This window comes from Pseudoalteromonas sp. K222D (genome assembly GCF_017653575.1).
Classification (GTDB): Bacteria; Pseudomonadota; Gammaproteobacteria; order Enterobacterales; family Alteromonadaceae; genus Pseudoalteromonas; species Pseudoalteromonas nigrifaciens.
Map to the genome: position 1 here is coordinate 53934 of NZ_JAGGDL010000010.1, position 25040 is coordinate 78973.

The 25040-nt window shown below is 39.3% G+C and carries 22 protein-coding genes; 15 read left to right on the forward strand and 7 right to left on the reverse strand.

Translation table 11 applies throughout. From position 1 onward, the window contains the following. The first annotated feature begins 30 nt into the window (after window positions 1–30). From gyrA to J5X91_RS07420, 10 genes are all read left to right on the forward strand, one after another. Entirely contained in the window at window positions 31–2730 is a 2700-nt protein-coding gene (gyrA, locus tag J5X91_RS07375; protein ID WP_011328101.1) for a DNA topoisomerase (ATP-hydrolyzing) subunit A, read from the forward strand. A 324-nt stretch (window positions 2731–3054) separates the two neighbouring features. Next, complete coding sequence (gene serC / locus J5X91_RS07380) at window positions 3055–4137, forward strand: 3-phosphoserine/phosphohydroxythreonine transaminase (RefSeq protein WP_011328102.1); 1083 nt, start codon at window positions 3055–3057, stop codon at window positions 4135–4137. Continuing rightward, window positions 4137–5414, forward strand: coding sequence for a 3-phosphoshikimate 1-carboxyvinyltransferase (gene aroA / locus J5X91_RS07385; RefSeq protein WP_011328103.1), 1278 nt, complete (start codon window positions 4137–4139; stop codon window positions 5412–5414). Before serC ends, aroA begins: the two co-directional genes overlap by 1 nt. A 105-nt stretch (window positions 5415–5519) precedes the next feature. Beyond that, a complete protein-coding gene (gene cmk, locus J5X91_RS07390; RefSeq protein WP_011328104.1) occupies window positions 5520–6230 on the forward strand; it encodes a (d)CMP kinase in 711 nt (236 codons plus the stop codon). 95 nt (window positions 6231–6325) lie between these two features. Beyond that, window positions 6326–7993 carry a 30S ribosomal protein S1 gene (gene rpsA, locus J5X91_RS07395; RefSeq protein ID WP_011328105.1) on the forward strand — a complete coding sequence of 556 codons (1668 nt, stop codon included), beginning with the start codon at window positions 6326–6328 and terminating at the stop codon, window positions 7991–7993. Between the two features lie 63 nt (window positions 7994–8056). Continuing rightward, complete coding sequence (ihfB, locus tag J5X91_RS07400; RefSeq protein WP_011328106.1) at window positions 8057–8344, forward strand: integration host factor subunit beta; 288 nt, start codon at window positions 8057–8059, stop codon at window positions 8342–8344. 22 nt (window positions 8345–8366) lie between these two features. Beyond that, window positions 8367–8648: a LapA family protein gene (locus J5X91_RS07405; protein WP_086996069.1), complete on the forward strand. Its 282-nt coding sequence runs from the start codon at window positions 8367–8369 to the stop codon at window positions 8646–8648. A gap of 2 nt (window positions 8649–8650) precedes the next feature. After that, on the forward strand, window positions 8651–9787 hold the full coding sequence (lapB, locus tag J5X91_RS07410; RefSeq protein ID WP_086996072.1) for a lipopolysaccharide assembly protein LapB: 1137 nt from the start codon (window positions 8651–8653) through the stop codon (window positions 9785–9787). Between the two features lie 45 nt (window positions 9788–9832). Continuing rightward, window positions 9833–10537, forward strand: a complete 705-nt coding sequence (gene pyrF / locus J5X91_RS07415) for an orotidine-5'-phosphate decarboxylase (protein ID WP_208834333.1) — start codon at window positions 9833–9835, stop codon at window positions 10535–10537. Between the two features lie 93 nt (window positions 10538–10630). Continuing rightward, window positions 10631–11005: a hypothetical protein gene (locus tag J5X91_RS07420; protein WP_208834334.1), complete on the forward strand. Its 375-nt coding sequence runs from the start codon at window positions 10631–10633 to the stop codon at window positions 11003–11005. 65 nt (window positions 11006–11070) lie between these two features. On the opposite strand, the gene J5X91_RS07425 is transcribed toward J5X91_RS07420, so the two are convergent. Next, entirely contained in the window at window positions 11071–11901 is an 831-nt protein-coding gene (locus tag J5X91_RS07425) for a S1-like domain-containing RNA-binding protein (protein ID WP_208834335.1), read from the reverse strand. 2 nt (window positions 11902–11903) lie between these two features. Then, on the reverse strand, window positions 11904–13226 hold the full coding sequence (locus J5X91_RS07430) for a DEAD/DEAH box helicase (RefSeq protein WP_179806583.1): 1323 nt from the start codon (window positions 13224–13226) through the stop codon (window positions 11904–11906). 198 nt (window positions 13227–13424) lie between these two features. Here J5X91_RS07430 and J5X91_RS07435 point away from each other — a divergent pair, with 198 nt between their 5' ends. The 3 genes from J5X91_RS07435 to J5X91_RS07445 all read left to right on the forward strand — a co-directional run bounded on the left by J5X91_RS07435 (window position 13425) and on the right by J5X91_RS07445 (window position 17203). After that, on the forward strand, window positions 13425–14432 hold the full coding sequence (locus J5X91_RS07435; RefSeq protein WP_058373338.1) for a rhodanese-related sulfurtransferase: 1008 nt from the start codon (window positions 13425–13427) through the stop codon (window positions 14430–14432). Between the two features lie 157 nt (window positions 14433–14589). Continuing rightward, window positions 14590–16485, forward strand: a complete 1896-nt coding sequence (locus J5X91_RS07440) for a putative nucleotidyltransferase substrate binding domain-containing protein (RefSeq protein WP_208834336.1) — start codon at window positions 14590–14592, stop codon at window positions 16483–16485. Window positions 16486–16492: 7 nt separating this feature from the next. After that, on the forward strand, window positions 16493–17203 hold the full coding sequence (locus J5X91_RS07445; RefSeq protein ID WP_208834337.1) for a 3'-5' exonuclease: 711 nt from the start codon (window positions 16493–16495) through the stop codon (window positions 17201–17203). Window positions 17204–17293: 90 nt separating this feature from the next. Here the strand turns inward: J5X91_RS07445 and J5X91_RS07450 are convergent, their stop codons facing one another. Next, a complete protein-coding gene (locus J5X91_RS07450; RefSeq protein WP_058373341.1) occupies window positions 17294–18874 on the reverse strand; it encodes a BCCT family transporter in 1581 nt (526 codons plus the stop codon). A 496-nt stretch (window positions 18875–19370) separates the two neighbouring features. Here J5X91_RS07450 and egtB point away from each other — a divergent pair, with 496 nt between their 5' ends. Both egtB and egtD read left to right on the forward strand, forming a co-directional pair. Further along, window positions 19371–20645: an ergothioneine biosynthesis protein EgtB gene (gene egtB, locus J5X91_RS07455; RefSeq protein WP_208834338.1), complete on the forward strand. Its 1275-nt coding sequence runs from the start codon at window positions 19371–19373 to the stop codon at window positions 20643–20645. Continuing rightward, window positions 20642–21628 carry an L-histidine N(alpha)-methyltransferase gene (egtD, locus tag J5X91_RS07460; protein ID WP_208834339.1) on the forward strand — a complete coding sequence of 329 codons (987 nt, stop codon included), beginning with the start codon at window positions 20642–20644 and terminating at the stop codon, window positions 21626–21628. The genes egtB and egtD overlap by 4 nt, the downstream gene beginning before the upstream one ends. A gap of 4 nt (window positions 21629–21632) precedes the next feature. On the opposite strand, the gene J5X91_RS07465 is transcribed toward egtD, so the two are convergent. From J5X91_RS07465 to J5X91_RS18170, 4 genes are all read right to left on the reverse strand, one after another. After that, window positions 21633–22472 carry a PhzF family phenazine biosynthesis protein gene (locus tag J5X91_RS07465; RefSeq protein ID WP_208834340.1) on the reverse strand — a complete coding sequence of 280 codons (840 nt, stop codon included), beginning with the start codon at window positions 22470–22472 and terminating at the stop codon, window positions 21633–21635. Next, window positions 22456–24129 carry an asparagine synthase B gene (gene asnB, locus J5X91_RS07470; protein WP_208834341.1) on the reverse strand — a complete coding sequence of 558 codons (1674 nt, stop codon included), beginning with the start codon at window positions 24127–24129 and terminating at the stop codon, window positions 22456–22458. Before asnB ends, J5X91_RS07465 begins: the two co-directional genes overlap by 17 nt. Before the next feature lie 157 nt (window positions 24130–24286). Then, window positions 24287–24955, reverse strand: coding sequence for a pyroglutamyl-peptidase I (gene pcp, locus J5X91_RS07475; protein WP_011328121.1), 669 nt, complete (start codon window positions 24953–24955; stop codon window positions 24287–24289). Then, a complete protein-coding gene (locus J5X91_RS18170) occupies window positions 24948–25028 on the reverse strand; it encodes a hypothetical protein (RefSeq protein ID WP_303394021.1) in 81 nt (26 codons plus the stop codon). Before J5X91_RS18170 ends, pcp begins: the two co-directional genes overlap by 8 nt. Window positions 25029–25040 lie beyond the last annotated feature (12 nt).

Below are 25040 nucleotides of genomic sequence, written 5' to 3' on the forward strand. Positions count from 1 at the left end.
AAGAGCTGATACTGAAGGAATGTGATATCAATGACTGATCTCGCCCATGGCATTCTGCCAGTCAATATTGAAGACGAGTTAAAAAACTCCTACTTAGATTACGCAATGAGCGTAATTGTAGGACGTGCATTACCAGACGTGCGTGATGGCTTAAAACCTGTTCACCGCCGCGTTTTGTTTGCAATGAACGAGCTTAGTAATGATTGGAACAAGCCTTACAAAAAATCGGCACGTGTTGTCGGTGACGTAATCGGTAAATACCACCCACACGGCGATAGTGCTGTTTACGACACTATAGTACGTATGGCACAGCCATTCTCACTGCGTTATATGCTAGTAGATGGTCAAGGTAACTTCGGTTCGGTTGATGGTGATTCAGCAGCGGCAATGCGTTATACAGAAGTACGTATGGCAAAAATGTCGCATGAATTATTAGCCGATCTTGAAAAAGAAACGGTTGATTTCGTTCCTAACTACGACGGCACTGAGCAAATCCCTGACGTTTTACCAACCAGAGTTCCTAACTTATTAGTAAACGGTTCATCGGGTATTGCGGTAGGTATGGCAACAAACATTCCACCTCATAACTTAACTGAAGTGGTAAATGGCTGTTTAGCACTCATTCAAAACCCTGAATTATCTATTTTAGAGTTAATGGATTATATCCCGGGCCCAGATTTTCCAACTGCTGCAATTATCAACGGTAAAAAAGGCATAGAGCAAGCCTATTTAACTGGCCGTGGTAAAGTGTACATGCGTGCCCGCGCTGAAATAGAAGTAGATGAAAAAACGCATCGTGAAACTATCATTGTTCATGAAATACCTTATCAAGTTAACAAAGCGCGCCTAATTGAAAAAATTGCCGAGCTGGTTAAAGATAAAAAAATTGAAGGTATTAGTGCACTACGTGATGAATCAGATAAAGACGGTATGCGTATCGTTATTGAGATTAAACGTGGTGACGTAGGCGAAGTTATTTTAAATAATTTATATGCGCAAACGCAGTTACAAACTGTGTTTGGTATGAATATGGTTGCGTTAATTAACAACCAGCCTAAGTGCTTTAATTTAAAAGAAATGCTTGAAGAGTTTATTATTCACCGCCGTGAAGTAGTAACTCGTCGTACTGTTTTTGATTTACGCAAAGCGCGTGACCGTGCACATATGCTAGAAGGTTTAGCAATTGCACTGGCAAACATCGACCCAATTATTGAGCTTATTCGTAATTCACCAACACCTGCTGAAGCAAAAGTTGCTTTAACAGCGCGTTCGTGGGAATTAGGTAACGTAAAAGCCATGCTTGATAAAGCAGGCGAAGACAACGTTGCCCGCCCAGATTGGTTAGCTGCTGAGTTAGGTATTCGCGATGGTCAATACTTTATTTCTGAGCAACAAGCTCAAGCAATCCTAGATTTACGCTTACATAAGCTAACGGGTTTAGAACACGAAAAGATTCTAACTGAATACCAATCGTTATTAGATTTAATTGCTGAGCTTTTACATATTTTGGCAACACCAGAGCGTTTAATGGAAGTTATTCGCGATGAGTTAGTTGAAATTAAAGCGCAATATGGTGATGAGCGTCGTACTGAAATAAATGCCGCAGCACACGATATCAGCCTTGAAGATTTAATTACCGAAGAAAACGTAGTAGTAACGCTTTCTCACGAAGGTTATGTTAAGTATCAGGCTCTGTCTGATTACGAAGCGCAGCGTCGTGGTGGTAAAGGTAAATCGGCAACGAAGATGAAAGATGAAGATTTCATTGAACGTTTATTAGTTGCTAATACGCACGATACTATATTGTGTTTCTCAACGGCTGGTCGTTTATATTGGCTTAAAGTGTATCAGTTACCACTTGCAAGTCGTGCAGCGCGCGGCAAACCAATTGTTAACTTATTACCACTTGAGGCAGATGAACGTATTACCGCTATATTACCAGTACGCGAGTATGCAGAAGATAAATACATCTTTATGGCAACCGCATTTGGTACAGTGAAGAAAACACCACTAACGGCATACAGTCGTCAACGTGCAAGCGGTATTATTGCGGTTAACCTAAATGAAGGCGATAGCCTAATTGGTGTTGATGTTACCGATGGCAGCAACGAAATTATGTTGTTTACCGATGCAGGTAAAGTAGTACGCTTTAAAGAAGCAGAAGAAACAACGGTTGTTGATGAAAACGGTAACCCAGTACTAGACGAAGAAGGTAACCCTGAGATTCGCTTCAAAGGTGTTCGTCCTATGGGCCGTACAGCTACAGGTGTTCGTGGTATTAAAATGCCTGAAGGACAACGCGTAGTATCGTTAATTGTGCCTAAAACAGATGGTGCTATTTTAACCGTGACTGAAAACGGCTACGGTAAACGTACTTTACTTGAAGACTACCCAGCGAAGAGTCGTGCGACTCAAGGTGTAGTGTCTATTAAAGTAAGTGAGCGTAATGGTGCGGTTGTAGGTGCTGTACAAGTTGACGATAACGATGAAATAATGATTATTTCAAATCGTGGTACCTTAGTACGAACTCGCGTTAATGAAGTTTCTACGGTTGGACGTAACACGCAAGGTGTTATTTTGATCAGAACTATTGACGAAGAGCAAGTAGTTGGTTTACAACGTATAGAAGAGATTGAAGTTACCGAAAGTGACTTAATTGATATCGAAGACGTCGAAACAGTTGATACGGTTATTGATGAAGTAGCGGATGATAATCCTCCTTCAGAATAATTGAGATTAAAAAAGCGGCCTTGGCCGCTTTTTTTAATGGTGTTGAATAAAATTAATATTAATAATACTGCGCAATAAAATAATTTTTACAATAGCAAAAAGACTCAATTGCAAGACGTTAATTTATATATATAGTTGTTCTCAGTAATTGTTTTATATTGCTCTGTTTGCTGCATTAATGCAGCTTTATAGGTAATGAAGGCTTTAATACTATGAGTGAGGCTATAGCCCACTTAATGATCACAGCTTTAATTTAATGTGTATAACCTGATTGAATGGTAATCGGGTGTTTAATTTTTTAATTACTGGAATGAGGAAAAGGTAATGAGTAAGTATAATTTTTGTGCGGGGCCGGCCATGTTACCGCCAGCAGTAATGAAAAAAGCACAACAAGAATTTATAGATTGGCAAGGTTTGGGTGTATCGGTGATGGAAATGAGTCACCGTAGTAAAGAGTTTTTAGCGCTCACTAAAAAATGTGAAGCGAGCCTGCGTCGTTTAATGAATATTAGCGATGAATTTGAAGTGCTGTTTATGCATGGTGGCGGTCGCGGTCAATTTAGTGCTGTGCCATTAAATTTACATCAGGAAAATAAATCAGCGGTTTACTGCGAAAACGGCGTATGGTCAAAAAGTGCAACGGATGAAGCAAATAAGTTTACCCAAACTACTGCTATCGATGTTCGTAACGATACCGATGGTCAATTTTCGATTAAAGCAGTGGCAGACTGGCAGTTGCCAGCAGATGCGTCGTACATTCACTATTGCCCTAACGAAACCGTTGATGGCTTAGAGATTTTTGATGTACCGAGTCATCCAACAGCGCCAATTATTGCAGATATGTCGTCAACTATTTTATCGCGTGAAATTGACGTTAATCAATTTGATTTAATTTACGCTGGCGCACAAAAAAATATAGGTCCTTCGGGCATTGCAATCGTTATCGTACGTAAAACATTACTAGCACGTGAAGGGCTTCCTAAACCAGGTATTTTAGATTATGCACTAGAGGCCAAGCAGGGCAGTATGTTTAATACGCCACCAACATTTGCATGGTATTTAGCGGCTGAAGTATTCCAATGGCTTGAGCAAAATGGTGGTGTAAAAGCCATGGAAGCACAAAATATTGCAAAAGCTGAACTACTTTATAATTTTATCGATAATTCTGATTTTTATTCTAATAAAGTAGCTAAGCATAGTCGCTCGCGTATGAACGTCCCTTTTTGGTTAAATGATGAAAGCTTAAACAGTAAGTTTGTTGCTCAATCAAACGAAGCAGGCTTGCTAGCACTCGAAGGCCATAGAATTGTAGGTGGAATGCGCGCCAGTATTTACAACGCAATGCCACTTGAGGGCGTGCAAGCGCTTGTTGATTTTATGGCTGCTTTTGCAAAGGAAAATAGCTAATGGAACAATTACGCTTAGAACCTATTTCGCGTGTTAATGGCAGCGTCACTCTGCCGGGTTCAAAAAGCTTATCAAACCGTATATTGTTATTAGCGGCATTAGCAAATGGCACTACTGTTGTTGAAAACTTACTTGATAGCGATGATATACGCCATATGTTGGGCGCGTTACAATTATTAGGTGTTAACGTTAGTTTAAACCAAGAGCGAACAGTTGCTACAGTACAAGGTGTTGGTGGGGTATTTAAAACCCCAAGAGAGCCTTTGTTTTTAGGTAATGCAGGCACAGCTTACCGTCCTTTAACCGCTGTACTTGCTGCGGTTGCAGGTGAGTACGAACTGATTGGCGAGCCACGCATGGAAGAGCGCCCAATAGGGCATTTAGTCGATGCGCTGCAAGCACTTGGCGGTGATATTACTTACAGCAAAAATAAAGATTACCCACCGCTTAAAATTATAGGTGGGCAAATTAACGGTGGTGAAGTTGCAATTGACGGCAGTATATCAAGTCAGTTTTTAACTGCATTACTAATGGCTGCACCACTGTTTAATGGTGATACCAAAATAACGATTAAAGGCACTTTAGTATCTAAACCCTACATTGATATTACCCTTGATGTAATGGCACGCTTTGGAATAGAAGTTGAGCATAGTAATTATGCAACTTTTACCGTAAAAGGTGGTCAACAGTACCAGTCACTTGAACGTATTATGGTTGAAGGCGATGCGTCTTCTGCATCTTACTTTGTAGCTGCAGCTGCAATTGCCGGTGGCGAAATTGAAATTAAAGGTGTTGGTGCTAAATCGGTGCAAGGCGATATTGGCTTTGCTAAAGTAATGGAACAAGTGGGCGCTAAAATAGATTGGTATGATGAGCGTTTAGTTGTTCGTAAAGGCCAATTAAACGGTGTTGATATTGACGCAAATGCCATACCTGATGCAGCAATGACATTAGCCACTGTGGCTCTGTTCGCTAAAGGGCCAACGGCTATTCGTAATATTTATAATTGGCGCGTAAAAGAAACCGATCGACTACACGCTATGGCAACTGAGCTCAGAAAAGTGGGCGCAGAAGTTGTAGAAGGGCACGATTTTATAGAAATCACTCCCCCGAAACACTTTAACGATGTAGCAATTGATACTTACGATGACCATCGCATTGCCATGTGTTTTGCTATGGTTGCCGTAGGTGGAAAGCCAATCACGATTAATGATCCTAAGTGTACTTATAAAACATTTCCGACATTTTTCAATGTATTAGCATCAGTTAGTGAGTAGGTTTTTGATGTTAATTAATAAAAAGTTACACACTAATAGCGATCTATTTAAATAACTGACGTATAATATTGCGGTTTACTTAGGTGTGCATTGTAGGAGGTTTAAATGCAGGCGTTATTAATGCCCGTGATCACCGTAGATGGCCCAAGTGGTTCAGGTAAGGGAACTGTTTGTCGCTTGTTAGCCGAAAAGTTGGGATGGGATGTACTTGATAGTGGCGCAATTTACCGCGTTTTATCTCTAGCGGCACTTCACCATCAAATCGCATTAGATAACGAAGATGCATTAGTTCCCTTAGCTGCTAACTTAGATGTGCAGTTTTTGGTAGATAGTCAAACTAATGCAGCAAAGGTTGTTTTAGAAGGTGAGGATGTAACCACTACAATCCGTAACGAAGAAGTAGGGGCTGCAGCATCAAAAGTAGCAGCACTACCTCGCGTACGCGAAGCGTTATTACGTCGCCAACGCGCATTTAGAACTGAACGAGGTCTAATTGCTGATGGTCGTGATATGGGTACTGTGGTTTTTAAAGATGCACCGCTAAAAATATTTTTAACCGCCAGTGCACAAGAACGCGCCAAACGACGTTTTGTTGAGTTGAATGCTCGCGGTCTTAATGTTACACTGAGTGGTCTATTAAAAGACATTCAAGAGCGTGATGATCGCGATATGAATCGTGCCGTTGCGCCACTTGTGCCTGCAGAGGATGCTATTGAGCTTGATACTAGCGAGCTTAATGCACAGCAAGTATATGATAAGGTATTAACTTTATTGGATACGGCTATCTCTGAAGGTCGGCTTCCTAAACGAAGCTAAACACATTTTATGCACCAGCAGGATGCCAGTGCTATTTTAACAACCCCATGCAGCATGGTTGCTTATTGGTATAATATATAGAGACGTATATTCGTATGTCAGAAAATTTTGCGCAGTTATTTGAAGAAAGCTTAAAGGGTTTTGAAGCAGAGCAAGGCTCTATCGTTAAAGGTACAGTAATCTCAATCGAGAACAACATTGTACTTGTAGATGCTGGTCTTAAATCAGAAAGTGCTATCCCTGCTGAGCAGTTCAAAAATGCTGCTGGTGAACTTGAAGTTGCTGTTGGCGACGAAGTAGATGTTGCACTAGATGCAATTGAAGACGGTTTCGGTGAAACTATCCTTTCTCGTGAGAAAGCGAAGCGTCACGAAGCGTGGATCCGTCTTGAGAAAGCATGTGAAGAGCAAGAAACTGTTACTGGTGTTATCAACGGTAAAGTTAAAGGCGGTTTCACAGTTGAAGTTGATTCAATCCGTGCTTTCCTACCTGGTTCACTTGTTGATGTTCGTCCAGTACGTGACACAACTCACCTTGAAGGCAAAGAGCTTGAATTTAAAGTAATCAAGCTTGATCAAAAACGTAACAACGTTGTTGTTTCACGTCGTGCAGTTATCGAATCTGAAAACTCACAAGAACGTGAAGAGCTTCTTGCTAACCTTGTTGAAGGCCAAGAAGTTAAAGGTATCGTTAAGAACCTTACTGACTACGGTGCATTCGTTGACCTTGGTGGTGTTGATGGTCTACTACACATTACTGATATGGCGTGGAAGCGTGTTAAGCACCCTTCAGAAATCGTTAATGTTGGCGACGAAATCGCAGTTAAAGTTCTTAAATTCGACAAAGATAAAACTCGTGTATCTCTAGGCCTTAAACAGCTTGGCGAAGATCCATGGGCAGCTATCGCTGGTCGTTACCCAGAAGGTTCTAAACTTTCTGGTCGTGTTACTAACCTTACAGATTACGGCTGTTTCGTGGAAATCGAAGAAGGCGTTGAAGGTTTAGTTCACGTTTCTGAAATGGATTGGACTAACAAGAACATCCATCCTTCAAAAGTTGTTAGCCTTGGCGACAGCGTTGAAGTTATGGTTCTTGAAATAGACGAAGAACGTCGTCGTATTTCTCTTGGTCTTAAGCAATGTATTGCTAATCCTTGGCAGGAATTTGCTCGTCTACAAAACAAAGGCGACCAAGTTACTGGTAAGATCAAATCAATCACTGACTTCGGTATCTTTATCGGTCTTGACGGTGGTATTGATGGTCTTGTACACCTTTCAGACATTTCTTGGAATACACCTGGCGAAGACGCTGTACGTGAATTCAAGAAAGGCGACGAAATCACTGCTATCGTATTGCAAGTTGACCCAGAGCGCGAACGTATCTCTCTAGGTGTTAAGCAAATCGAAGCTGACCCATTCAATAACTACCTTGATGCAAACAAAAAAGGTGCTATTGTTAAAGGTAAAGTGACTGAAGTTGATGCTAAAGGCGCAACTATTGAACTTATCGAAGGCGTTGAAGGTTACATCCGTGTAGCTGATATCGCTCAAGAGCGCGTTGAAGATGCAACTACTGTTGTTTCTGTAGGCGACGAAATTGAAGTTAAATATGTTGGTGTTGATCGCAAGAACCGCACTTTAAGCTTATCTGTTAAAGCTCTTTTCGAAGCTGAAGAGAAAGAAGTAATAGAAAAGCTTAAGAAAGACGAGCCAGTGTTTGAAAACGCAATGGCTGCTGCTTTCGCAAATGCACAAAAAGACTAATTAATCAGTCTTTAATTGGAAGGGCAGTTTATGCCCTTCCATTATTTCTTTTAAGGAAATGCTATGACTAAGTCAGAACTGATAGAAACACTTGCACAGCAACACGCACACGTTCCAGTGAAAGATGTTGAAAATGCAGTAAAAGAAATTCTTGAACAAATGGCCGGCTCATTATCTTCTTCAGATCGTATTGAGATCAGAGGTTTTGGTAGTTTTTCTTTGCATTATCGCGCTCCACGTACCGGTCGTAACCCTAAGACTGGCGAAACAGTAGAGCTAGATGGTAAACATGTACCACATTTTAAACCAGGTAAAGAATTACGTGATCGTGTAAACGAGAGCATTGCCTAGTTAACTTATTGGAGTAGGGTACTTGTTTAAGGTATTAAAAATTATTCTGGTTGCACTTTGCTTGATCAGTGCATTTGTATTGGGTTCTCAAAATCCACAATTAGTACAAATAAACTATATTATAGCCAGCAATACATTGCCTTTAGCCGTTATAATAAGTATTTGCTTTTTATTAGGTGTTGTAATTGGTTGTTTTGTAAGCTTTAAATTATTTTCACAACTTAAGTGGCAAAATTATCGTTTAAAAAAACAGTTAGCACCTGAACAAAGTAAAAAAAAGCCTGCTGCTGATAAAGACTCATAATTATGATTGAGCTGTTATTTTTACTACTTCCTGTGGCTGCCGGTTACGGCTGGATAATGGGAAAAAACAGTGCTAAAAATCAAGCTCATCAATTTAATCGGCAGATCACCTCTGAATATAGTAAAGGCTTAAAGTTTTTACTCGACAGGGAAGAAGATCAAGGCCTTGAACATTTAATTAATTTACTAGAAGTTGCAGCTGACTCGGTTGAACATTATTCAACGCTTGCAACTATGTTTCGCCGCAGAGGCGAGCTAGACCGCGCAATAAAAATTCACGAACTCCTTTTAAAACACCCAAGCCTTAATGAGCAACAAGCTGCTGCTAGTCGTTTAGAATTAGCAGAAGATTATGTTATGGCTGGGCTATTAGATAGTGCCGAAGAGCATTTAGTTTGGCTTGTTAAAATGGACCACAGTGAAGCATTAGATCCTATTATCACTCTATATTCGCAAACCCGAGAGTGGCAAAAAGGGATTAATATGTTTGAAGCGCATAGTGAATTATTTTCAAAAGAACAACACTTTAAAGCCATAGCTAACTTTTACTGTGAGCTGGCGTTAAGTGATAATAACCCCTCATTAATGCGCAAAGCCATTAGTTTGAATCATAAAGCGATACGTCCTTTATATGAACTTGGTTTGTCTGCATATACTAAAGAAGACTACGTAAAGGCAATTTACTATTGGCGCGAATTAATTTGCCAATTTACATTTTTTGCTCCTTTATTTGTCGATAAATTAGCACATTGTTATAAGCATCTAAATTTAACTCATCAATTTCATCAGCTGATCAGTGAGTTACTCGACAAAGGTGGAGTGCTAATAAAAATACAACATTGCCAAGCTTTGTTAGAGCAAGGTAATACAGAGCAAGCTTTTGAGTTTTTAACTGATAGCTTAAAGCGCCAACCAACCATACGCGGGTTTAGTTTTTTATTACAACTAATGGGCGCTCAAGATAAAAATACTAAAGAGGTGCTCGACCAAATAGATAAACTGGTCACTTCTTATATTGCCACCAAACCAGACTTTCAATGTCAGCATTGTGGCTTTACTAGTTATACAATTTATTGGAATTGTCCTTCTTGTAAGCATTGGGAAACTACTGTACCAAGCAAGGGCTTAGACGGATTTTAATCTTTTAGTTTTCAAATAACACTTTCGCTATAAAGTAGGATAGTTATGCCTTTCGAAAAATCAAAAAAAATTCTTATTGCACTCGATTACGATGATCAGCAAGCCGCTTTAGACTTTGTAAAACAGCTATCACCCGATTCATGTCGCCTTAAAGTAGGCAAAGAAATGTTTACTTACTTTGGCCCTGCATTTGTAAAAGAGTTAATTGATTTAGGTTTTGATGTATTTTTAGATTTAAAATTTCATGATATTCCTAACACAGTGGCAAAAGCAGTGACTGCGGCGGCAAAAATGGGTGTATGGATGGTTAATGTGCATGCAAGTGGTGGCTTTGAGATGATGAGCAAAGCTAAACAAGCACTAGCTCCATTTGGCGATAAAGCCCCATTATTAATTGCTGTTACCGTGCTAACGAGTATGGATGAGACAGAGTTAAAGCGTTTAGGCGTAGAAAAAACACCACAAGAGCAAGTTATTTATTTAGCGAAGTTGGCAAAAGAAGCAGGACTTGATGGTGTTGTTTGCTCTGCTCAAGAAGCACAACAATTAAAAGCAGAGTTAGGCGCAGGCTTTAAGCTAGTAACGCCTGGTATTCGCCCAGTAGGGAGTGATGCTGGCGATCAAAAACGCATTATGACTCCTAAACAAGCTATAGATGCAGGCAGCGATTACTTGGTGATCGGACGTCCAATTACTCAAGCAGACAATCCTGTTACTGTTTTGGCAGATGTTAATAAATCTATAGAATAATTTAACAAAAGTTCAGACTTTATTGCCAGAACCCTTGCGAGATGTTTGTTTTATGTTACATTAATAAAATCAAAATGCAGTAAGGGTTTTATTTTGAGACTAATGTTAGGTTCTATAGTGATTATTGTTGCTGGATTTTCAGTAAACAAATATGTTTTTTCTAGTAAAGTGTATGATGGAGTAACGACAGTTACGGATATTGTTGCTATATATCCCGTAAATATATTCGATTTTAAACAAACATTGCAAAATTACGCTTATCACCTTTGTTATAAAAATGAGGATAGATTAACTCAGCAGCATGTATCTACAAATGAATGTGTAGATAGCCATGATAGCCTTAAACGAGAATGTGAAGATAAAGTATTTCGTTTAGCGCCATTAAATTTGCAAAATAAAGAAGACGTGCTCAATTACTCTAAGCAATATACACAATGTACTTTGCCGTATAAATATATTATTGGGTAGTGAAAGGTTAGTTATAAGCGCTAAGTGCAGCACTTAGGCTACACTCAACGCATAATAATAAATTGTTATTTTAAGCGAATGGATTTCGCTTCAATTTCTATTAATCCTAGTTTAAATAATCCACCAATTGCCTTTTTATAATTAGCTTTACTGGTCGAAAATATTTTCTTAATTGTTTCAGGATCAGACTTATCACCTAAAGCAATAACGCCACCTTCCTCTTTTAGCTTTTCCATTATAACATCGCCAAGATTACTAACTTTAGCCATACCTGGTTTTTCTAATACAACGTCAATTTTGCTATCTTCACGCACTTTTTGAATAAAGCCTTTTAGTTTTTGCCCTACAAATAAGCTTTTAAATACCATATTGTAAAAAATAACACCAAAGTGAGATTCTTCAATAAGGACTTTGTAACCAATGTCAGTTTTACCCGCTATGATCAAATCGACTTCTTGTAAATGGGTGTATTGCGGCTCATCTTTAGATAAAAAACGATTAAAGTTATTTGATGCACAAATACGCTTACTGGCATTGTCTAGGTACAAACGCACTAAATACGAATGACCTTCTTGCATACGCGGTTTTTGCTCATTAAACGGCGCTAGTACATCTTTTTCTAAGCCCCAATCTAAAAAGGCACCAATACTATTAATTTCTTTAACACGCAGTAGGGCATATTCACCTACTTGTGCATGAGGCTTTTTAATTGTTGCTGTAGGTAAATTAGCATTATCTAAAAATATAAATACGCTAATGCTATCACCAGCTTCAAGCTCATGTTTTATTTCTTGTTTTGGTAAAAATACTTCGCCTAAATCGTGGCCGTCTAGGTAAGCACCTTCGTTACTAACTTCTTTTACAAATAAGGTTTGTGTGGTTCCAAGGTAACTCATAATTATTCCTGTTCAGGCTTTTTTCTGCGGCGCATAGGAGTATCGCCATCAATATTAATAGGGGCTTTAATGGGAGCTGATGGTTTTTTAGGCTTAGCTTTGCGTTTAAACACTGGCTTTTTAGCTGCTACTGTTTTTTCTGTGGCTAAAATTGCAACTGGTTTCTTTTCTTTAATCCCTTTAAATTTAGCTTTTAAACCATCAACGCTATCAAACTTTAATTCATCATTTAAGAATGCTTTAATTGCTAAATAACTTGGCCAATCTTTAGGGCCTACTAACGACAGTGCGCTGCCTTTAAAACCAGCTCGACCTGTTCGCCCAATTCGGTGAACATATTCTTCAGCGTGTTTAGGTAAATCAAAATTTATAACATGGGTAACACTGAGTAAATCTAAGCCACGTGACGCAACATCTGTGGTTATTAATATTTTGAAGTTTTCGCGGCTAAATGCATCCATAATATCGAGACGCTTATTTTGTGCTAAATCACCTGCTAATGGCTGTGCTTTAAAACCTTTAGCGCAAAGCGCTTCGCTCAAACGGCTGGTATCTGCACGGGTAGCTGTAAATATAATACATTGGCCAACATCGTCTTGATTCAAAAAGTGCTCAAGTAAGGCTTCTTTATGATCAAGGTGATCAGCAAGATATAAGCTTTGTTTAATATCTGAGTGTTGCTCGTTTGCAGCGCTGAGCATTATTTGCTTAGGCTTTTTTAATAAGTTGCGTGATAGTGCATCTACTTGTGCATGATCTAGTGTAGCCGAAAACAATAATGTTTGGCGCAGGCGATGATCGGCCAAGTCATTAATCATTTTAAGTTGTTCGGTAAAGCCTAAATCTAGGATACGGTCTGCTTCATCAAAAATAAGCAGCTCAAGACCGCTCAATTGTAACGTACGCTTTGTAAGGTGATCGGCTAGACGACCTGGTGTTGCAACTACAAACTGCGGATCGTTTCTAAGCGCTTTAATTTGGTCATTAAAATTTTCGCCGCCGAGTATTTTTACGGCTTTAATGTTTGTACCTGCGATTAATAAACGCAGTTGTGTAAATACTTGCGTAGCAAGCTCACGTGTTGGAGCAACAATAAGTACCCGAGGATCGCGTTTACTGAGTGCTTTTTGTTTCATTACTCGTTGAACAGCGGGTAATAAAAACGCCAAGGTTTTGCCTGACCCTGTTTTAGACTGGGCGAAAATGTCATGCCCTGCAAGTGCTGTAGGCACTGCATGTGCTTGAATGTCGGTAGGCTGGGTGATCCCTTGGTGTGCTAGTTGTGTTTCAAGGCGATTATCAATCCCAAGATCAGTAAAGTGCAAGGTGTGTTTCTCCAAAATGAGCAAGTTATATCTTAATTCTATCGGCGCATTATAGCCCACAGAGGCGTATGGCTAACAGTAAAATGCAAATTATAAGGCTAATTTTTGCATTTAATCACAAAAAGCGTAAAATACGCGCCCAAGATGCGCCGGATTTACGATTCGGTATATATATTAAAAAGCAAAATAGGAATAATTATGACGGCTGTTCATAAAGATAATTTAACCAGCGAGCACTTTATAGTGTGTGCACTGTATAAATTTGTAGCATTACCTGAGTTTGAAGCGCTTAGAAAACCATTACTAGATGTAATGGAGGCAAATGAAGTTCGTGGTACTTTACTAATCGCCTCTGAGGGTATTAATGGTACGGTTTCAGCTAAACGTGCTGGCATAGATAATCTTCTCAAATGGCTTGAACAACAGCCAAGCCTTGATAACATTGTTACTAAAGAATCTTACGATGACGAATGCCCATTTTACCGCACCAAAGTAAAACTAAAAAAAGAAATTGTGACTATGGGGGTTGAGGGCATCGATCCGCTAAAAGTAGTGGGTAGTTATGTTAAGCCAAATGAATGGAACGCATTAATTTCAGACCCAGATGTGATACTTATAGATACCCGCAACGATTACGAAATTGAAATAGGTACCTTTCAAAACGCGGTTGATCCTAACACCAAAACATTCCGTGAATTTCCGCAGTGGGCTAAAGAAAACCTTGATCCAAGCAAGCATAAAAAAGTAGCTATGTTTTGTACTGGCGGTATCCGCTGTGAAAAATCAACAGCGTATATGAAAGAGCAGGGCTTTGATGAAGTGTATCACCTTGAAGGCGGCATTTTAAAATACCTTGAAGAAGTACCAAAAGATGAAACCATGTGGGAAGGCGAATGTTTTGTATTTGATAATCGTGTAGCGGTTAATCATGACTTGCAAAAAGGCTCGTATGACCAATGTCATGCGTGTCGTATGCCGATCACCGAAGACGAAAAGCTAAAAGCTGAATATATGGAAGGCGTGTCGTGTCATCATTGTATTGATAATGTAAGTGATGAGCAGAGAGAACGTTTTGCTGAGCGTCAAAAGCAAATAGAGCTTGCACAAGCGCGTGGCGAAGGCCATATTGGTAATGAGGCTCAGGCTATTTTACAGCAACGTAAAGAGGCTAAAAACGCTAAAAAACAAGCCCAGCGTAGTAAATAATATTTTATTAAATTAATTTAAAAAGAGTCTTTATTGACTCTTTTTTTGTATCCACTGTATGTTTTAACCTAAGATTGGTAATGTTAGTCTTTAGGTAATACCAATTGCATTAAATTAGTATAAAACACATCATAATATCGCTATGTAGGAAGCAACTATGCAAGCCGAACAAATAGAAATAGCGCAGTTTTTAGCACAGCATCCCCCTTTTAACGATTTACCCATTAAAGCGCTTAACGAGCTGGCGCAACAAGTTGAAGTTGCATACTTTAGAGCGCAAACAGAGATTTTACAGTTAGGCCAAGATATTGCCGACTTGTACGTTATAAGAAGCGGCTCGGTAGAAATGTATCGCCGTAATGGCGAGCTTTATAATCGTTTAGCCGTGGGTGGAATATTTGGCCAAATGGGCCTATTGATGAACCGCAAAGTGCGTTTTCCGGCCACTGCACTAGAAGACACATTGGTTTACTGCATTAATGTTGAACTGTTTAATCGTTATTGCGATGAGTTTGATGCATTTGCTGATTACTTTGAAACCGATGGCAATGTACGTTTGCACCAAGCTATTGTTGAGCAAGCCGACAGTAACGATTTAACGACAGCAAAAGTAAAGTCGCTTATTCATCGTGATGTAGTGACGGTATTAACCACTTCTACGGTGCAAGATGTTGCTAAATTAATGAGCGAAGAAGCGGTTTCATCAGTACTGGTTACAGATATAAATAAGCCCGTTAACGACGACCCGGAAGAGGATGATGGCCAAGTAGTTGGCATAATTACCGACCGAGATTTACGTAATAAAGTGGTTGCGCCAGGGCTGTCGTTTGATACTCAAGCACAGCATATTATGTCTACTAACTTAGTGATTTTAGATGCTAATGCCTACGTCTTCGAAGCTGTATTGGCTATGTTGAGAGACAGCCTACATCATTTGCCGGTAGTGCAAAAACGCCGGCCGATTGGGGTAATATCACTGTCTGATATTTTACGTTACGAGTCGCAAAGTAGCTTGTTATTAGTGCGTGGTATTTTGGCCCAGCAATCAGTGGAAGACTTAACCCATTATGCCCGCCAGTTACCTAATGTATTTGTGCGTATGGTTAACGAAGATGCAAACTCTCATATGGTTGGTACAGCCATAGCAGTGATTGGCCGTACTTTTAAGCAAAGGTTATTAATATTAGCTGAAGAAAAGTATGGCCCTGCTCCCGTGCCTTATTGTTTTATTGCTTTAGGCTCCATGGCGCGCGATGAGCAACTGATAGTAACTGATCAAGACAATGCGCTTATTTTAGATGACAGTTACAACGATGAGTTACATAACGAGTATTTTCAAAATATTGCAGACTTTGTTTGCGATGGTTTAGCACAATGTGGCTACACCTATTGCGATGGCGAAATTATGGCGTCATTCAAAAAGTGGCGTAAAACTCGCTCTCAGTGGTTTGAGCAATTTGCAGATTGGATAGCGAAACCAAAGCCACAAACGTTATTACACAGCTCCATATTTTTTGATTTGGACGGCGTTTGGGGTAAAACAAAATGGGCCGATGAGCTCAAAGTCTTTGTTGCTAAACAAAGCAAAGCAAATAGGGTGTTTTTGGCAAATATGGCTGCTAATGCGCGTAATCGAACGCCGCCTCTAGGGTTCTTTAAGGGATTTGTTTTAGAGCATAACGGCCAGCATAAGCACTCAATGAACTTAAAACGCCGTGGTACAGCACCACTTTCTGATGTAATACGGGTGCATGCATTAGCGATTGGTTCACGAAAACAAAACTCGTTTGACCGCCTTGAGGATATAATTGCTGCAAAAAGCTTACCCGAGGGTAAAGCACAAGATTTACGTGATGCACTGGAATATATAGCTATGATGCGAATTCGTCATCAAGCATTACAAATAGAGCAAGGTGAAGAACCCGATAATAATTTAGATCCACATCAACTTTCACCGTTTGAGCAGCGTAATTTAAAAGAGGCATTTGCGATCCTTGAAAAAGCGCAAAACTATCTAAAATTTAGCTTTATTTCAAATACAAGTGTGAAGTGATTTTTCTATGAGCAAGCAAAAGCAAGCAATAGTTGACTGGCCGCTTAAGTATCAGCAATTAGCAAATGGCAGTGAAAATGCATTGTTACAGCAGTTTTATGCATCGGCTTTTAATCAGCCTGGTGCAGCAATAGCTGATGTGCCATTTGTAGCGATGGACTTTGAAACCACCGGCTTAGATAGCGAAGCAGATGATATAGTGAGTGTTGGTTTAGTGCCTTTTAACTTACAGCGAATATACTGCAAGCACAGTCGCCATTGGGTAGTACAACCGCGCAGAAACTTACATGAAGAATCTATAATCATTCATGGCATTACGCACTCAGAGGTTGATGATGCACCAGACTTTAATCGTATTATTGAGCCTTTGCTTGCCGCGCTCAGCGGTAAAGTAGTAGTGGTACATTATGCAGCAATTGAGCGGCCATTTTTAAATAATGCGTTGTTACTTAGGCTGCACGAAGGTATAGAGTTTGCGTTAGTTGATACTATGGATATTGAAAAAAGAGCATTAACAGCACGCCAGGGCTTAATAGGGCGACTATTTAACTCTAAAATAGGCTCGTTACGATTAAATGATTGTCGTAAGCGCTACTCACTCCCTGCGTATAATAATCATAATGCCTTAACAGATGCATTGGCCACAGCTGAGTTGTTACAAGCGCAGCTGAGTCATCATTATCGCTTAGATACGCCGATAGATGATTTGTGGGTATAAACTTTATTTTATAGCTATAAAAAACGCCGCATAATTTGCGGCGTTTTTATTAGTACTTTTTATAGTTACCAGTAAGGGTAATAAGTACGGTTACTTTTTAGTACGAGGTTCAGTACGTAAGCCCAACACTAAGCTTAAACACATAAACAACAATACAATAGTAAAAGGTAACCCGGCAGATATAGCGCCAGCTTGTAGCGCTTGTATAGCTTCAGTACCACCTATCCAAAGTAGTGCGGCAGCTACTGCACCTTGGGTCACAGCCCAAAAGATACGTTGTGGTACAGGTGCATCAATTTTGCCACCAGCGGTGATCGAATCAATTACCAATGAACCAGAGTCCGATGACGTAATAAAAAACACCAATACTAAAATAATCGCTACAAACGATAAAATGTTAGACAAAGGTAATGCATCAAACATTTGGAACATAGCAAGTGGTACTTCAGTAAGGCCGTTAGTACCTAGCTCACCTACATTATTAACCACCTGATCAATAGCAATACCGCCGTATATAGACATCCATAAAATAGTAACAGCAGTAGGCACTAGTAATACCGCAATTAAAAATTCACGTATAGTACGACCACGAGAAACACGCGCAATAAACATACCTACAAACGGTGACCAGGAAATCCACCACGCCCAGTACGATACAGTCCAGCCATGCATCCAGGTTTCATCTTCACGACCATGAGGATTACTTAAGGGAATAATATTTTCTACATAGCCCATTATGGTAGTAGGAACATTACCTATAGCAACAGCAAAGCCAACTAAAAATACAAACACAAGTAAAACCAAGGCAATTAACATATTGGCATTACTAAGTACTTTTACTCCGCCATCAATCCCTCTAACTACCGAAATAATAGCTAAAAGTGAAACCCCAATAATAACTAAAATTTGTGAACCAACACCACCAGAGGTACCAAATACATGATCTATACCTGCAGAGGCTTGTTGTGCTCCTAGCCCTAGTGAAGTTGCAAGACCAAAGAGTGTTGCAAGCACAGCTAAAATGTCGATAAGGTGGCCAGGCCATCCCCACGCTCTATCACCTAAAATAGGATAAAAAATAGAACGGATAGACAGTGGTAAGCCTTTGTTATAAGTAAAGAACGCAAGTGAAAGTGCGACAACTGCATAAATAGCCCACGGATGTAGACCCCAATGGAACATAGTTGCGCCCATTGCTAGTTTTGCTGCCTCTGGTGTATTAGGAGCTACATTTAAAGGTGTTTCAAACCAGCCAGTATAATAAGCAAGCGGTTCTGCAACACCCCAAAACATTAAGCCAATACCCATACCTGCAGCAAATAACATAGCTAACCATGAAAGGCGAGAGTGAGTAGGTACTGCATCATCTCCCCCTAAACGTATTTTACCGTAAGGCGATACAATAAGTGCTAAACAAAAAATAACGAAAAAGTTAGCAGCCCACATAAATAAGGCATCAAAGTTATTAATAATATCTGTTTTTATACTATCAAGTGCAGACTTAGCTGTTTGTGGATCGGTAACTAAAATAGCGATCAAAAAGATGACAATCAGACCAGCACTTATGCCGAAAACAGAGTTATGTATATCTAACCCCCATTTTTGTACGTTGTCTTGACCTACGGTATAGTCCGTACTATCAATACTATATTTGTCATGCTCTTCGCTCATGCAATACCTCATTTGTTGTTCTAACCCTGGATGTTACCCAGTGTCGTAATTAATTATATTAGTCTTGTAATTATATTAGTTTAAACACAAATAATTAGAAGACTAACTAATCTGATTTTTGATCATTAACTTTACTAGTGTATGAGTTAAATACTAAATGTAAATGATTTTGTATTTAGACTGCTGATATTATAGTCAAAATGATGATATTTGTTGCTTTTAAGTATAAAAAACAAACACTCTCTAACTTGTTAAATTAGTTTACTATTTACTAATACATATACGAGAACACTTATAAATCAGCGCATATTATCCGAAATCAGAATTATAAAAACACATAGGTAAATAATTACTGTCACGGAGTATGTAAATACTAATAAGCTGCTAATTAAAGGTGCCTAATATAAACGCCCCTTTAATCTAGGAATACTTAGTATATGATTTAACATTAGGTTATATTTTAACAGTAAAGTAGTTAAAGGAGTAAATTGCGACTATGACTAATGATATTAAACATTTAGTTGGAAAAAATGAGCTTAGTGAGCATTTTAAATCGGTACGTAAATATAGCCTATCACTCATTAGTGCGTTAAGTGCAGAAGACTGTCAATTACAAGCAATGGCCGACGTAAGCCCAAGTAAATGGCATCTTGCGCATACCAGTTGGTTTTTTGAAACATTTCTGCTTGGCATTCATAGCCGTAATTACAAAGTATTTAATCCTGAGTTTAAAATATTATTTAATTCTTACTACAACGGAATTGGTGAGCAATTTAAGCGGGGCAACAGAGGCAGCCTATCGAGGCCGAGTCTTGATGACGTAATTGCATACAGACGATATGTTGATGAAGCCATTATTAGCGTGTTAAATACTGAAATAACTCCAGAAATAGAGCAAATAATTACTCTTGGCCTAAATCACGAGCAACAACACCAAGAGCTAATGTTGATGGATATTAAGTATAACTTTTCTATTAACCCAATATTTCCTGCGTACCAATCACTAAAGCCAACTCAAATACCAAACCAGCAATCCAGTGCCGCTATAAAATTTATAAACTTTGACCAAGCAATTATTAATATAGGGAGCAATGCTGAAAACCAATTTGCCTACGATAACGAACAACCTAAACACCCGGTGCTGGTTCATCCATTTAGCTTTGCTAATAGATTAGTGACTAATGCAGAGTATTTAGCCTTTATTAATAGCTCTGGCTATAGCAACCCGCAACATTGGCTAAGTGATGGTTGGGCACATATACAGGCTAATAATTTAACACAGCCATTGTATTGGCATTATATAAACGGGGAGTGGTTTGAGTTTACCCATTATGGACTATTACCCCTTAACTTAGCCGCGCCGGTTTGTCATGTTAGTTACTATGAAGCCAGCGCTTATGCAAGTTTTGTTAATGCACGCCTGCCCACAGAATTTGAATGGGAATATGCAGCCCAACAACACGCACCAAGCAATACAGCACATCCGTCACTTTTATTGCCAAGTATGGCCGATAGTAGCGCTGCTATTGGGCAGCTTACAGATAGCTGCTGGCAATGGACAAACAGTGCTTATTTACCTTACCCTGGTTTTAAGCCAATTGCAGGCGTGGCAGGAGAGTACAATGGTAAGTTTATGAGCAATCAAATGGTATTACGTGGCGGTTGTGTGCTAACTCCAGCTAATCATTTACGTACTACCTACAGAAACTTTTATTATCCCCATCAAGCCTGGATGTGTAGTGGTATAAGACTCGCTAAGGATAAAACATGAGCCAAATGACAACAATAAAGCAGTGCAGTATAAATACCTCTATAAGTAACTGTGAGTTTTTAACAGATGTAATAAGTGGCTTAACCCAGCAACAAAAATCACTCCCCTGTAAATATTTTTATGACGACAAGGGGGCTGCATTATTTGAGCAAATAACAAGGCTGCAAGAGTATTACGTAACCCGTACCGAGCTGACTATTTTAGAAAGACACTCAAAAGAGATTGCACAAATCCTACCTGAAAGCTTATCAATAATAGAACCCGGTTGTGGTTCAGGCAAAAAAATTGCCCACTTATTAGCTCATATGAGCAAAGTAAAAACGTTTGTACCGTTCGAAATATCTACAGAAATGCTTAACTATTCATTAGCGCATTTATCGCCGTTATTCCCTGAACTGGTTATTGCTCCGTTATTAGGCGACTTTACCGATAGCGCAATGGTTAAACAGCTTATTAAAGAAACCGCCCTCGATAGCCAAACTAATTTAGTGTATTTCCCAGGCTCCACCTTAGGTAATTTTAATACGCTTAAAGCCATTGAAATAATGAGAAACTTTCAGCATTTATGTGGTGTAAATGGCTATGTTTTAATCGGGATTGACTTGGTAAAACAGCGCCAAGTACTGTTAGATGCATACGACGATAAACTCGGTGTAACCGCTGCATTTAATAAAAACTTATTACAACGAATCAATGACGAACTAAATGGATCATTTAATTTAGCCAATTTTAACCATGAATCACGTTATAACGAGCAGCATAACCGCATAGAAATGCACTTAGTGAGCCTTTGCGAGCAAACAGTGATAATTAATAACCAACAAATTAATTTTAAACAAGGTGAAAGTATTCATACCGAAAATTCTCATAAGTACACCCTAGAATCGTTTAAACAGCTTGCGGCACAAGCTAATTTAAGTTTAGAGCAAACATGGCAAGACGATAATAATTACTTTGCCTTATGCCTATTAAGGCCGCTATAAATTATTAGTAAATAACAACTTGGCCGTTGTTAAGTTTATAGTTTAACAACGCGCCATTAGGCGATTGCTGTATAAGCGTAACTTTATTTAAACCGTATAGTCTAAATAATAATGGCGCAATAACCGATACTGCTGAACCCGTTGCGGTATCTTCGTTTACACCAAACTGCGGGGCAAAGTATCTAAAATGTGCAGTGGCATTTTGTGCTTGAGTATTTTGTACTGTTAGCGCAATAACCGCATTTTTATGCAGGTGACTTAGGGCATTAAAATCAACTTGTAAGCATGTTAAATCGTCTTGTGCATTGAACAATAACAAGGTGTAACCGTTTTTATTGGCACTGCTGTACGCGGCTTTTATTGATAATGAAAATACTTGCTGTAATTTACAGTAGCAGGGGGATTTTATCGACTCAATACTTGCTAATACCAACTGAGCTTGTTGCCTGTTAATTTTTATTTTAAAACGCTCATTACAGCTTGTAATAAATACCTGTGGGCAATAAGAAAAATAATGAAGTAAAAAGTTAGCTGCAGCCAAAGTGCCATGCCCACAGCGCTTAATTTCATTTGTTTGGTTAAACCAGCGAATTTTACAATAAGGTTTAGTTATCTCATTTTGATTTAAAAATACAGTCGCAGGATGATTCGATTTTGACGCAATATATTGCATCAATTTAGAGGTTAAGCCCTTTTTATAAATAACAATTAAAGCACTTGAACCGGCTAAGTTAGCTGTGTGGTTATAAAAAACAGCTTGAGACGATGTGAGTGTTATAAAGCGCCTCACAAGCCATGCTGGCTTGTGAGGCGCTAAATAAATTCGCTTAGCTTTTGCTAGCATACGCATCGTTATGAATAAGCGCGGCACGTCCAGAAGGGTCAGCATTATTTTGAAACGACGCATCCCATGCCAGCGCTTCGGGCGTAGAGCACGCTACCGATTTGCCATAAGGCACACATTTAGCGGCGGCATCACCAGGAAAGTGAGATTCAAAAATAGCGCGGTAATAATATGCCTCTTTAGAATCGGGGGTATTTATAGGGTATTTAAACTTTGCATTGGCAAGCTCTTGATCGCTCACTTGCTCGTTTACAAACTCTTTTAAGGTATCAATCCAGTTATAACCTACACCGTCTGAAAACTGCTCCTTTTGACGCCATAATACTTCCTCTGGTAAATAATCTGCAAAGCCTTCGCGTAAAATATGCTTTTCTATTTTTCCCTCTGTACACATTTTAGCTTGTGGGTTAATACGCATTGCCACATCCACAAACTCTTTATCTAAAAATGGTACGCGAGCTTCAACTCCCCATGCTGCCATCGACTTATTGGCACGTAGGCAATCAAACATATGCAGTTTAGATACTTTACGGTTAAGCTCTTCATGAAACTCTTGTGCATTCGGCGCTTTATGAAAATACAAATAGCCACCAAACAGTTCATCTGCTCCTTCGCCCGATAGCACCATTTTAATACCCATGGCTTTAATTTGTCGGGCCATTAAATACATAGGAGTAGAGGCACGAATAGTGGTTACATCGTATGTTTCTATGTGGTAAATCACTTCGCGCAGGGCATCTATACCTTGCTCAATAGTAAATATAATAGGGTGATGAATAGTGCCTATCATATCGGCTACTTTTTTAGCCGCGGCTAAATCAGGTGAGCCCTCAAGGCCAACAGAAAAAGAATGCAATTTAGGCCACCATGCATCGCTTTCGTCGTTATCTTCAATTCGTTTTGCCGCAAAACGCTGGGTTATAGCCGATATAAGCGACGAATCTAAGCCACCAGAGAGTAATACGCCATAAGGCACGTCGCACATAAGCTGGCGTTTAACGGCAGCCTCTAGTGCGCTTTTAACATCTTCGGCCTTTGCGCTGTTATTTTTAACGGCGTCAAAGCTTTGCCAATCGCGTTTGTAATACGCTTTAAGCTCGCCATCTTTACTGCTTAGGTAATGCCCAGGCGGAAATTCTTCAATGTGCTTACAAATTGGTGAAAGGGCTTTTAGCTCTGAAGCTACGTAAAAGTTACCGTGTTCATCGTGACCGGTGTAAAGCGGAATAATACCAATATGATCGCGGCCAATAAGGTAACTGTCATTTTCTTCATCGTATAAACAAAATGCAAAAATGCCATTTAAATCATCTAAAAAGTCGGCACCTTTTTGTTTGTAAAGCGCTAAAATAACTTCGCAGTCAGATTCTGTTTGAAAGGTAAAATCGGTGGTTAAATTTGCCGCTAATTCTTTATGATTATAAATTTCACCGTTTACCGCTAAAATATGTGTTTTTTCTGGATTATATAAAGGCTGTGCACCGCTAGAAACCCCTACAATAGCTAGGCGTTCATGTACTAAAATTGCTTTTTTCGATGCATAAACACCCGACCAATCAGGGCCGCGGTGCCTTAATAACTTCGACATTTCGATGGCTTGCGTACGCAACTGTACGGGATCAGATTTTATATCTAACACCCCAAAAATTGAACACATAGACTACCCCTCATTCTTGTTTTTATGTGTATTGCAGAGCAAAAAAACTCTGCGACTCACCTTTGTTTTAGCAGAATTAATAACGTAAGTCACACCGCATTTACAAAATAATAAGAATAATTTATGCACCAACATAGCTCGTATTGCACCAAAATGATTAATGTGTGGTGCCGGCTGCTATTTTTACATCGCGCTCATTGCTCAAAGCTTCAGCTATCATTACTTTTAGCGCATTTATTACCACTTCTTCACTCATGCTTGGTGCGCCATTATGGTGCACTGCTTGGCTTGGTAAATAAGGAATATGAATAAAGCCGCCTTTCATTTTTGTATAGTTTTCGTTTATATAATGCAGCAAACCATACATCACATGGTTACACACATAAGTACCGGCAGTATTAGAAATGGCCGCAGGAATATCACTTTCATGTAAGGCGCTTAGCATACGTTTTATTGGTAAATTGCTAAAATAAGCATCGGGGCCATTTTTTGCAATTGGGGTATCAATAGGTTGCTTACCGGCATTATCTTTAATGCGCGCGTCATCTATATTAATCGCAATACGCTCTATAGATATTTCGCTACGTCCACCAGCTTGGCCAACACATAAAACTATCGCCGGGTTATGGGCCTCTATCGCTTGGTGTAATTGCGCAATAGAGGTATTAAACTCACACGATAACTCAATAGCACATACTCTATGTTTCATTATTATATGGTCGTCGAGCTTTTGCACTGCTTGCCAAGAGGGGTTAATGGTTTCGCCATCAAAAGGAGTAAAACCGGTAATTAATACGCACGCCATAGGGTAAGTTGATTTAGTCATTGAACACCACGCTATACATTAAAACAATATTAACGGCGAGTAAGGTTACTGCCGTAGGAGTTTGTACTTTTATTACACTATGCTT

Coding starts and splice junctions, on each gene's coding strand:
- gyrA (WP_011328101.1), top strand. CDS start 31: ATGACTGATCTCGCCCATGGCATTCTGCCAGTCAATATTGAAGACGAG.
- serC (WP_011328102.1), top strand. CDS start 3,055: ATGAGTAAGTATAATTTTTGTGCGGGGCCGGCCATGTTACCGCCAGCA.
- aroA (WP_011328103.1), top strand. CDS start 4,137: ATGGAACAATTACGCTTAGAACCTATTTCGCGTGTTAATGGCAGCGTC.
- cmk (WP_011328104.1), top strand. CDS start 5,520: ATGCAGGCGTTATTAATGCCCGTGATCACCGTAGATGGCCCAAGTGGT.
- rpsA (WP_011328105.1), top strand. CDS start 6,326: ATGTCAGAAAATTTTGCGCAGTTATTTGAAGAAAGCTTAAAGGGTTTT.
- ihfB (WP_011328106.1), top strand. CDS start 8,057: ATGACTAAGTCAGAACTGATAGAAACACTTGCACAGCAACACGCACAC.
- lapB (WP_086996072.1), top strand. CDS start 8,651: ATGATTGAGCTGTTATTTTTACTACTTCCTGTGGCTGCCGGTTACGGC.
- pyrF (WP_208834333.1), top strand. CDS start 9,833: ATGCCTTTCGAAAAATCAAAAAAAATTCTTATTGCACTCGATTACGAT.
- J5X91_RS07425 (WP_208834335.1), bottom strand. CDS start 11,901: ATGAGTTACCTTGGAACCACACAAACCTTATTTGTAAAAGAAGTTAGT.
- J5X91_RS07435 (WP_058373338.1), top strand. CDS start 13,425: ATGACGGCTGTTCATAAAGATAATTTAACCAGCGAGCACTTTATAGTG.
- J5X91_RS07440 (WP_208834336.1), top strand. CDS start 14,590: ATGCAAGCCGAACAAATAGAAATAGCGCAGTTTTTAGCACAGCATCCC.
- J5X91_RS07445 (WP_208834337.1), top strand. CDS start 16,493: ATGAGCAAGCAAAAGCAAGCAATAGTTGACTGGCCGCTTAAGTATCAG.
- J5X91_RS07450 (WP_058373341.1), bottom strand. CDS start 18,874: ATGAGCGAAGAGCATGACAAATATAGTATTGATAGTACGGACTATACC.
- egtB (WP_208834338.1), top strand. CDS start 19,371: ATGACTAATGATATTAAACATTTAGTTGGAAAAAATGAGCTTAGTGAG.
- egtD (WP_208834339.1), top strand. CDS start 20,642: ATGAGCCAAATGACAACAATAAAGCAGTGCAGTATAAATACCTCTATA.
- J5X91_RS07465 (WP_208834340.1), bottom strand. CDS start 22,472: ATGCTAGCAAAAGCTAAGCGAATTTATTTAGCGCCTCACAAGCCAGCA.
- asnB (WP_208834341.1), bottom strand. CDS start 24,129: ATGTGTTCAATTTTTGGGGTGTTAGATATAAAATCTGATCCCGTACAG.
- pcp (WP_011328121.1), bottom strand. CDS start 24,955: ATGACTAAATCAACTTACCCTATGGCGTGCGTATTAATTACCGGTTTT.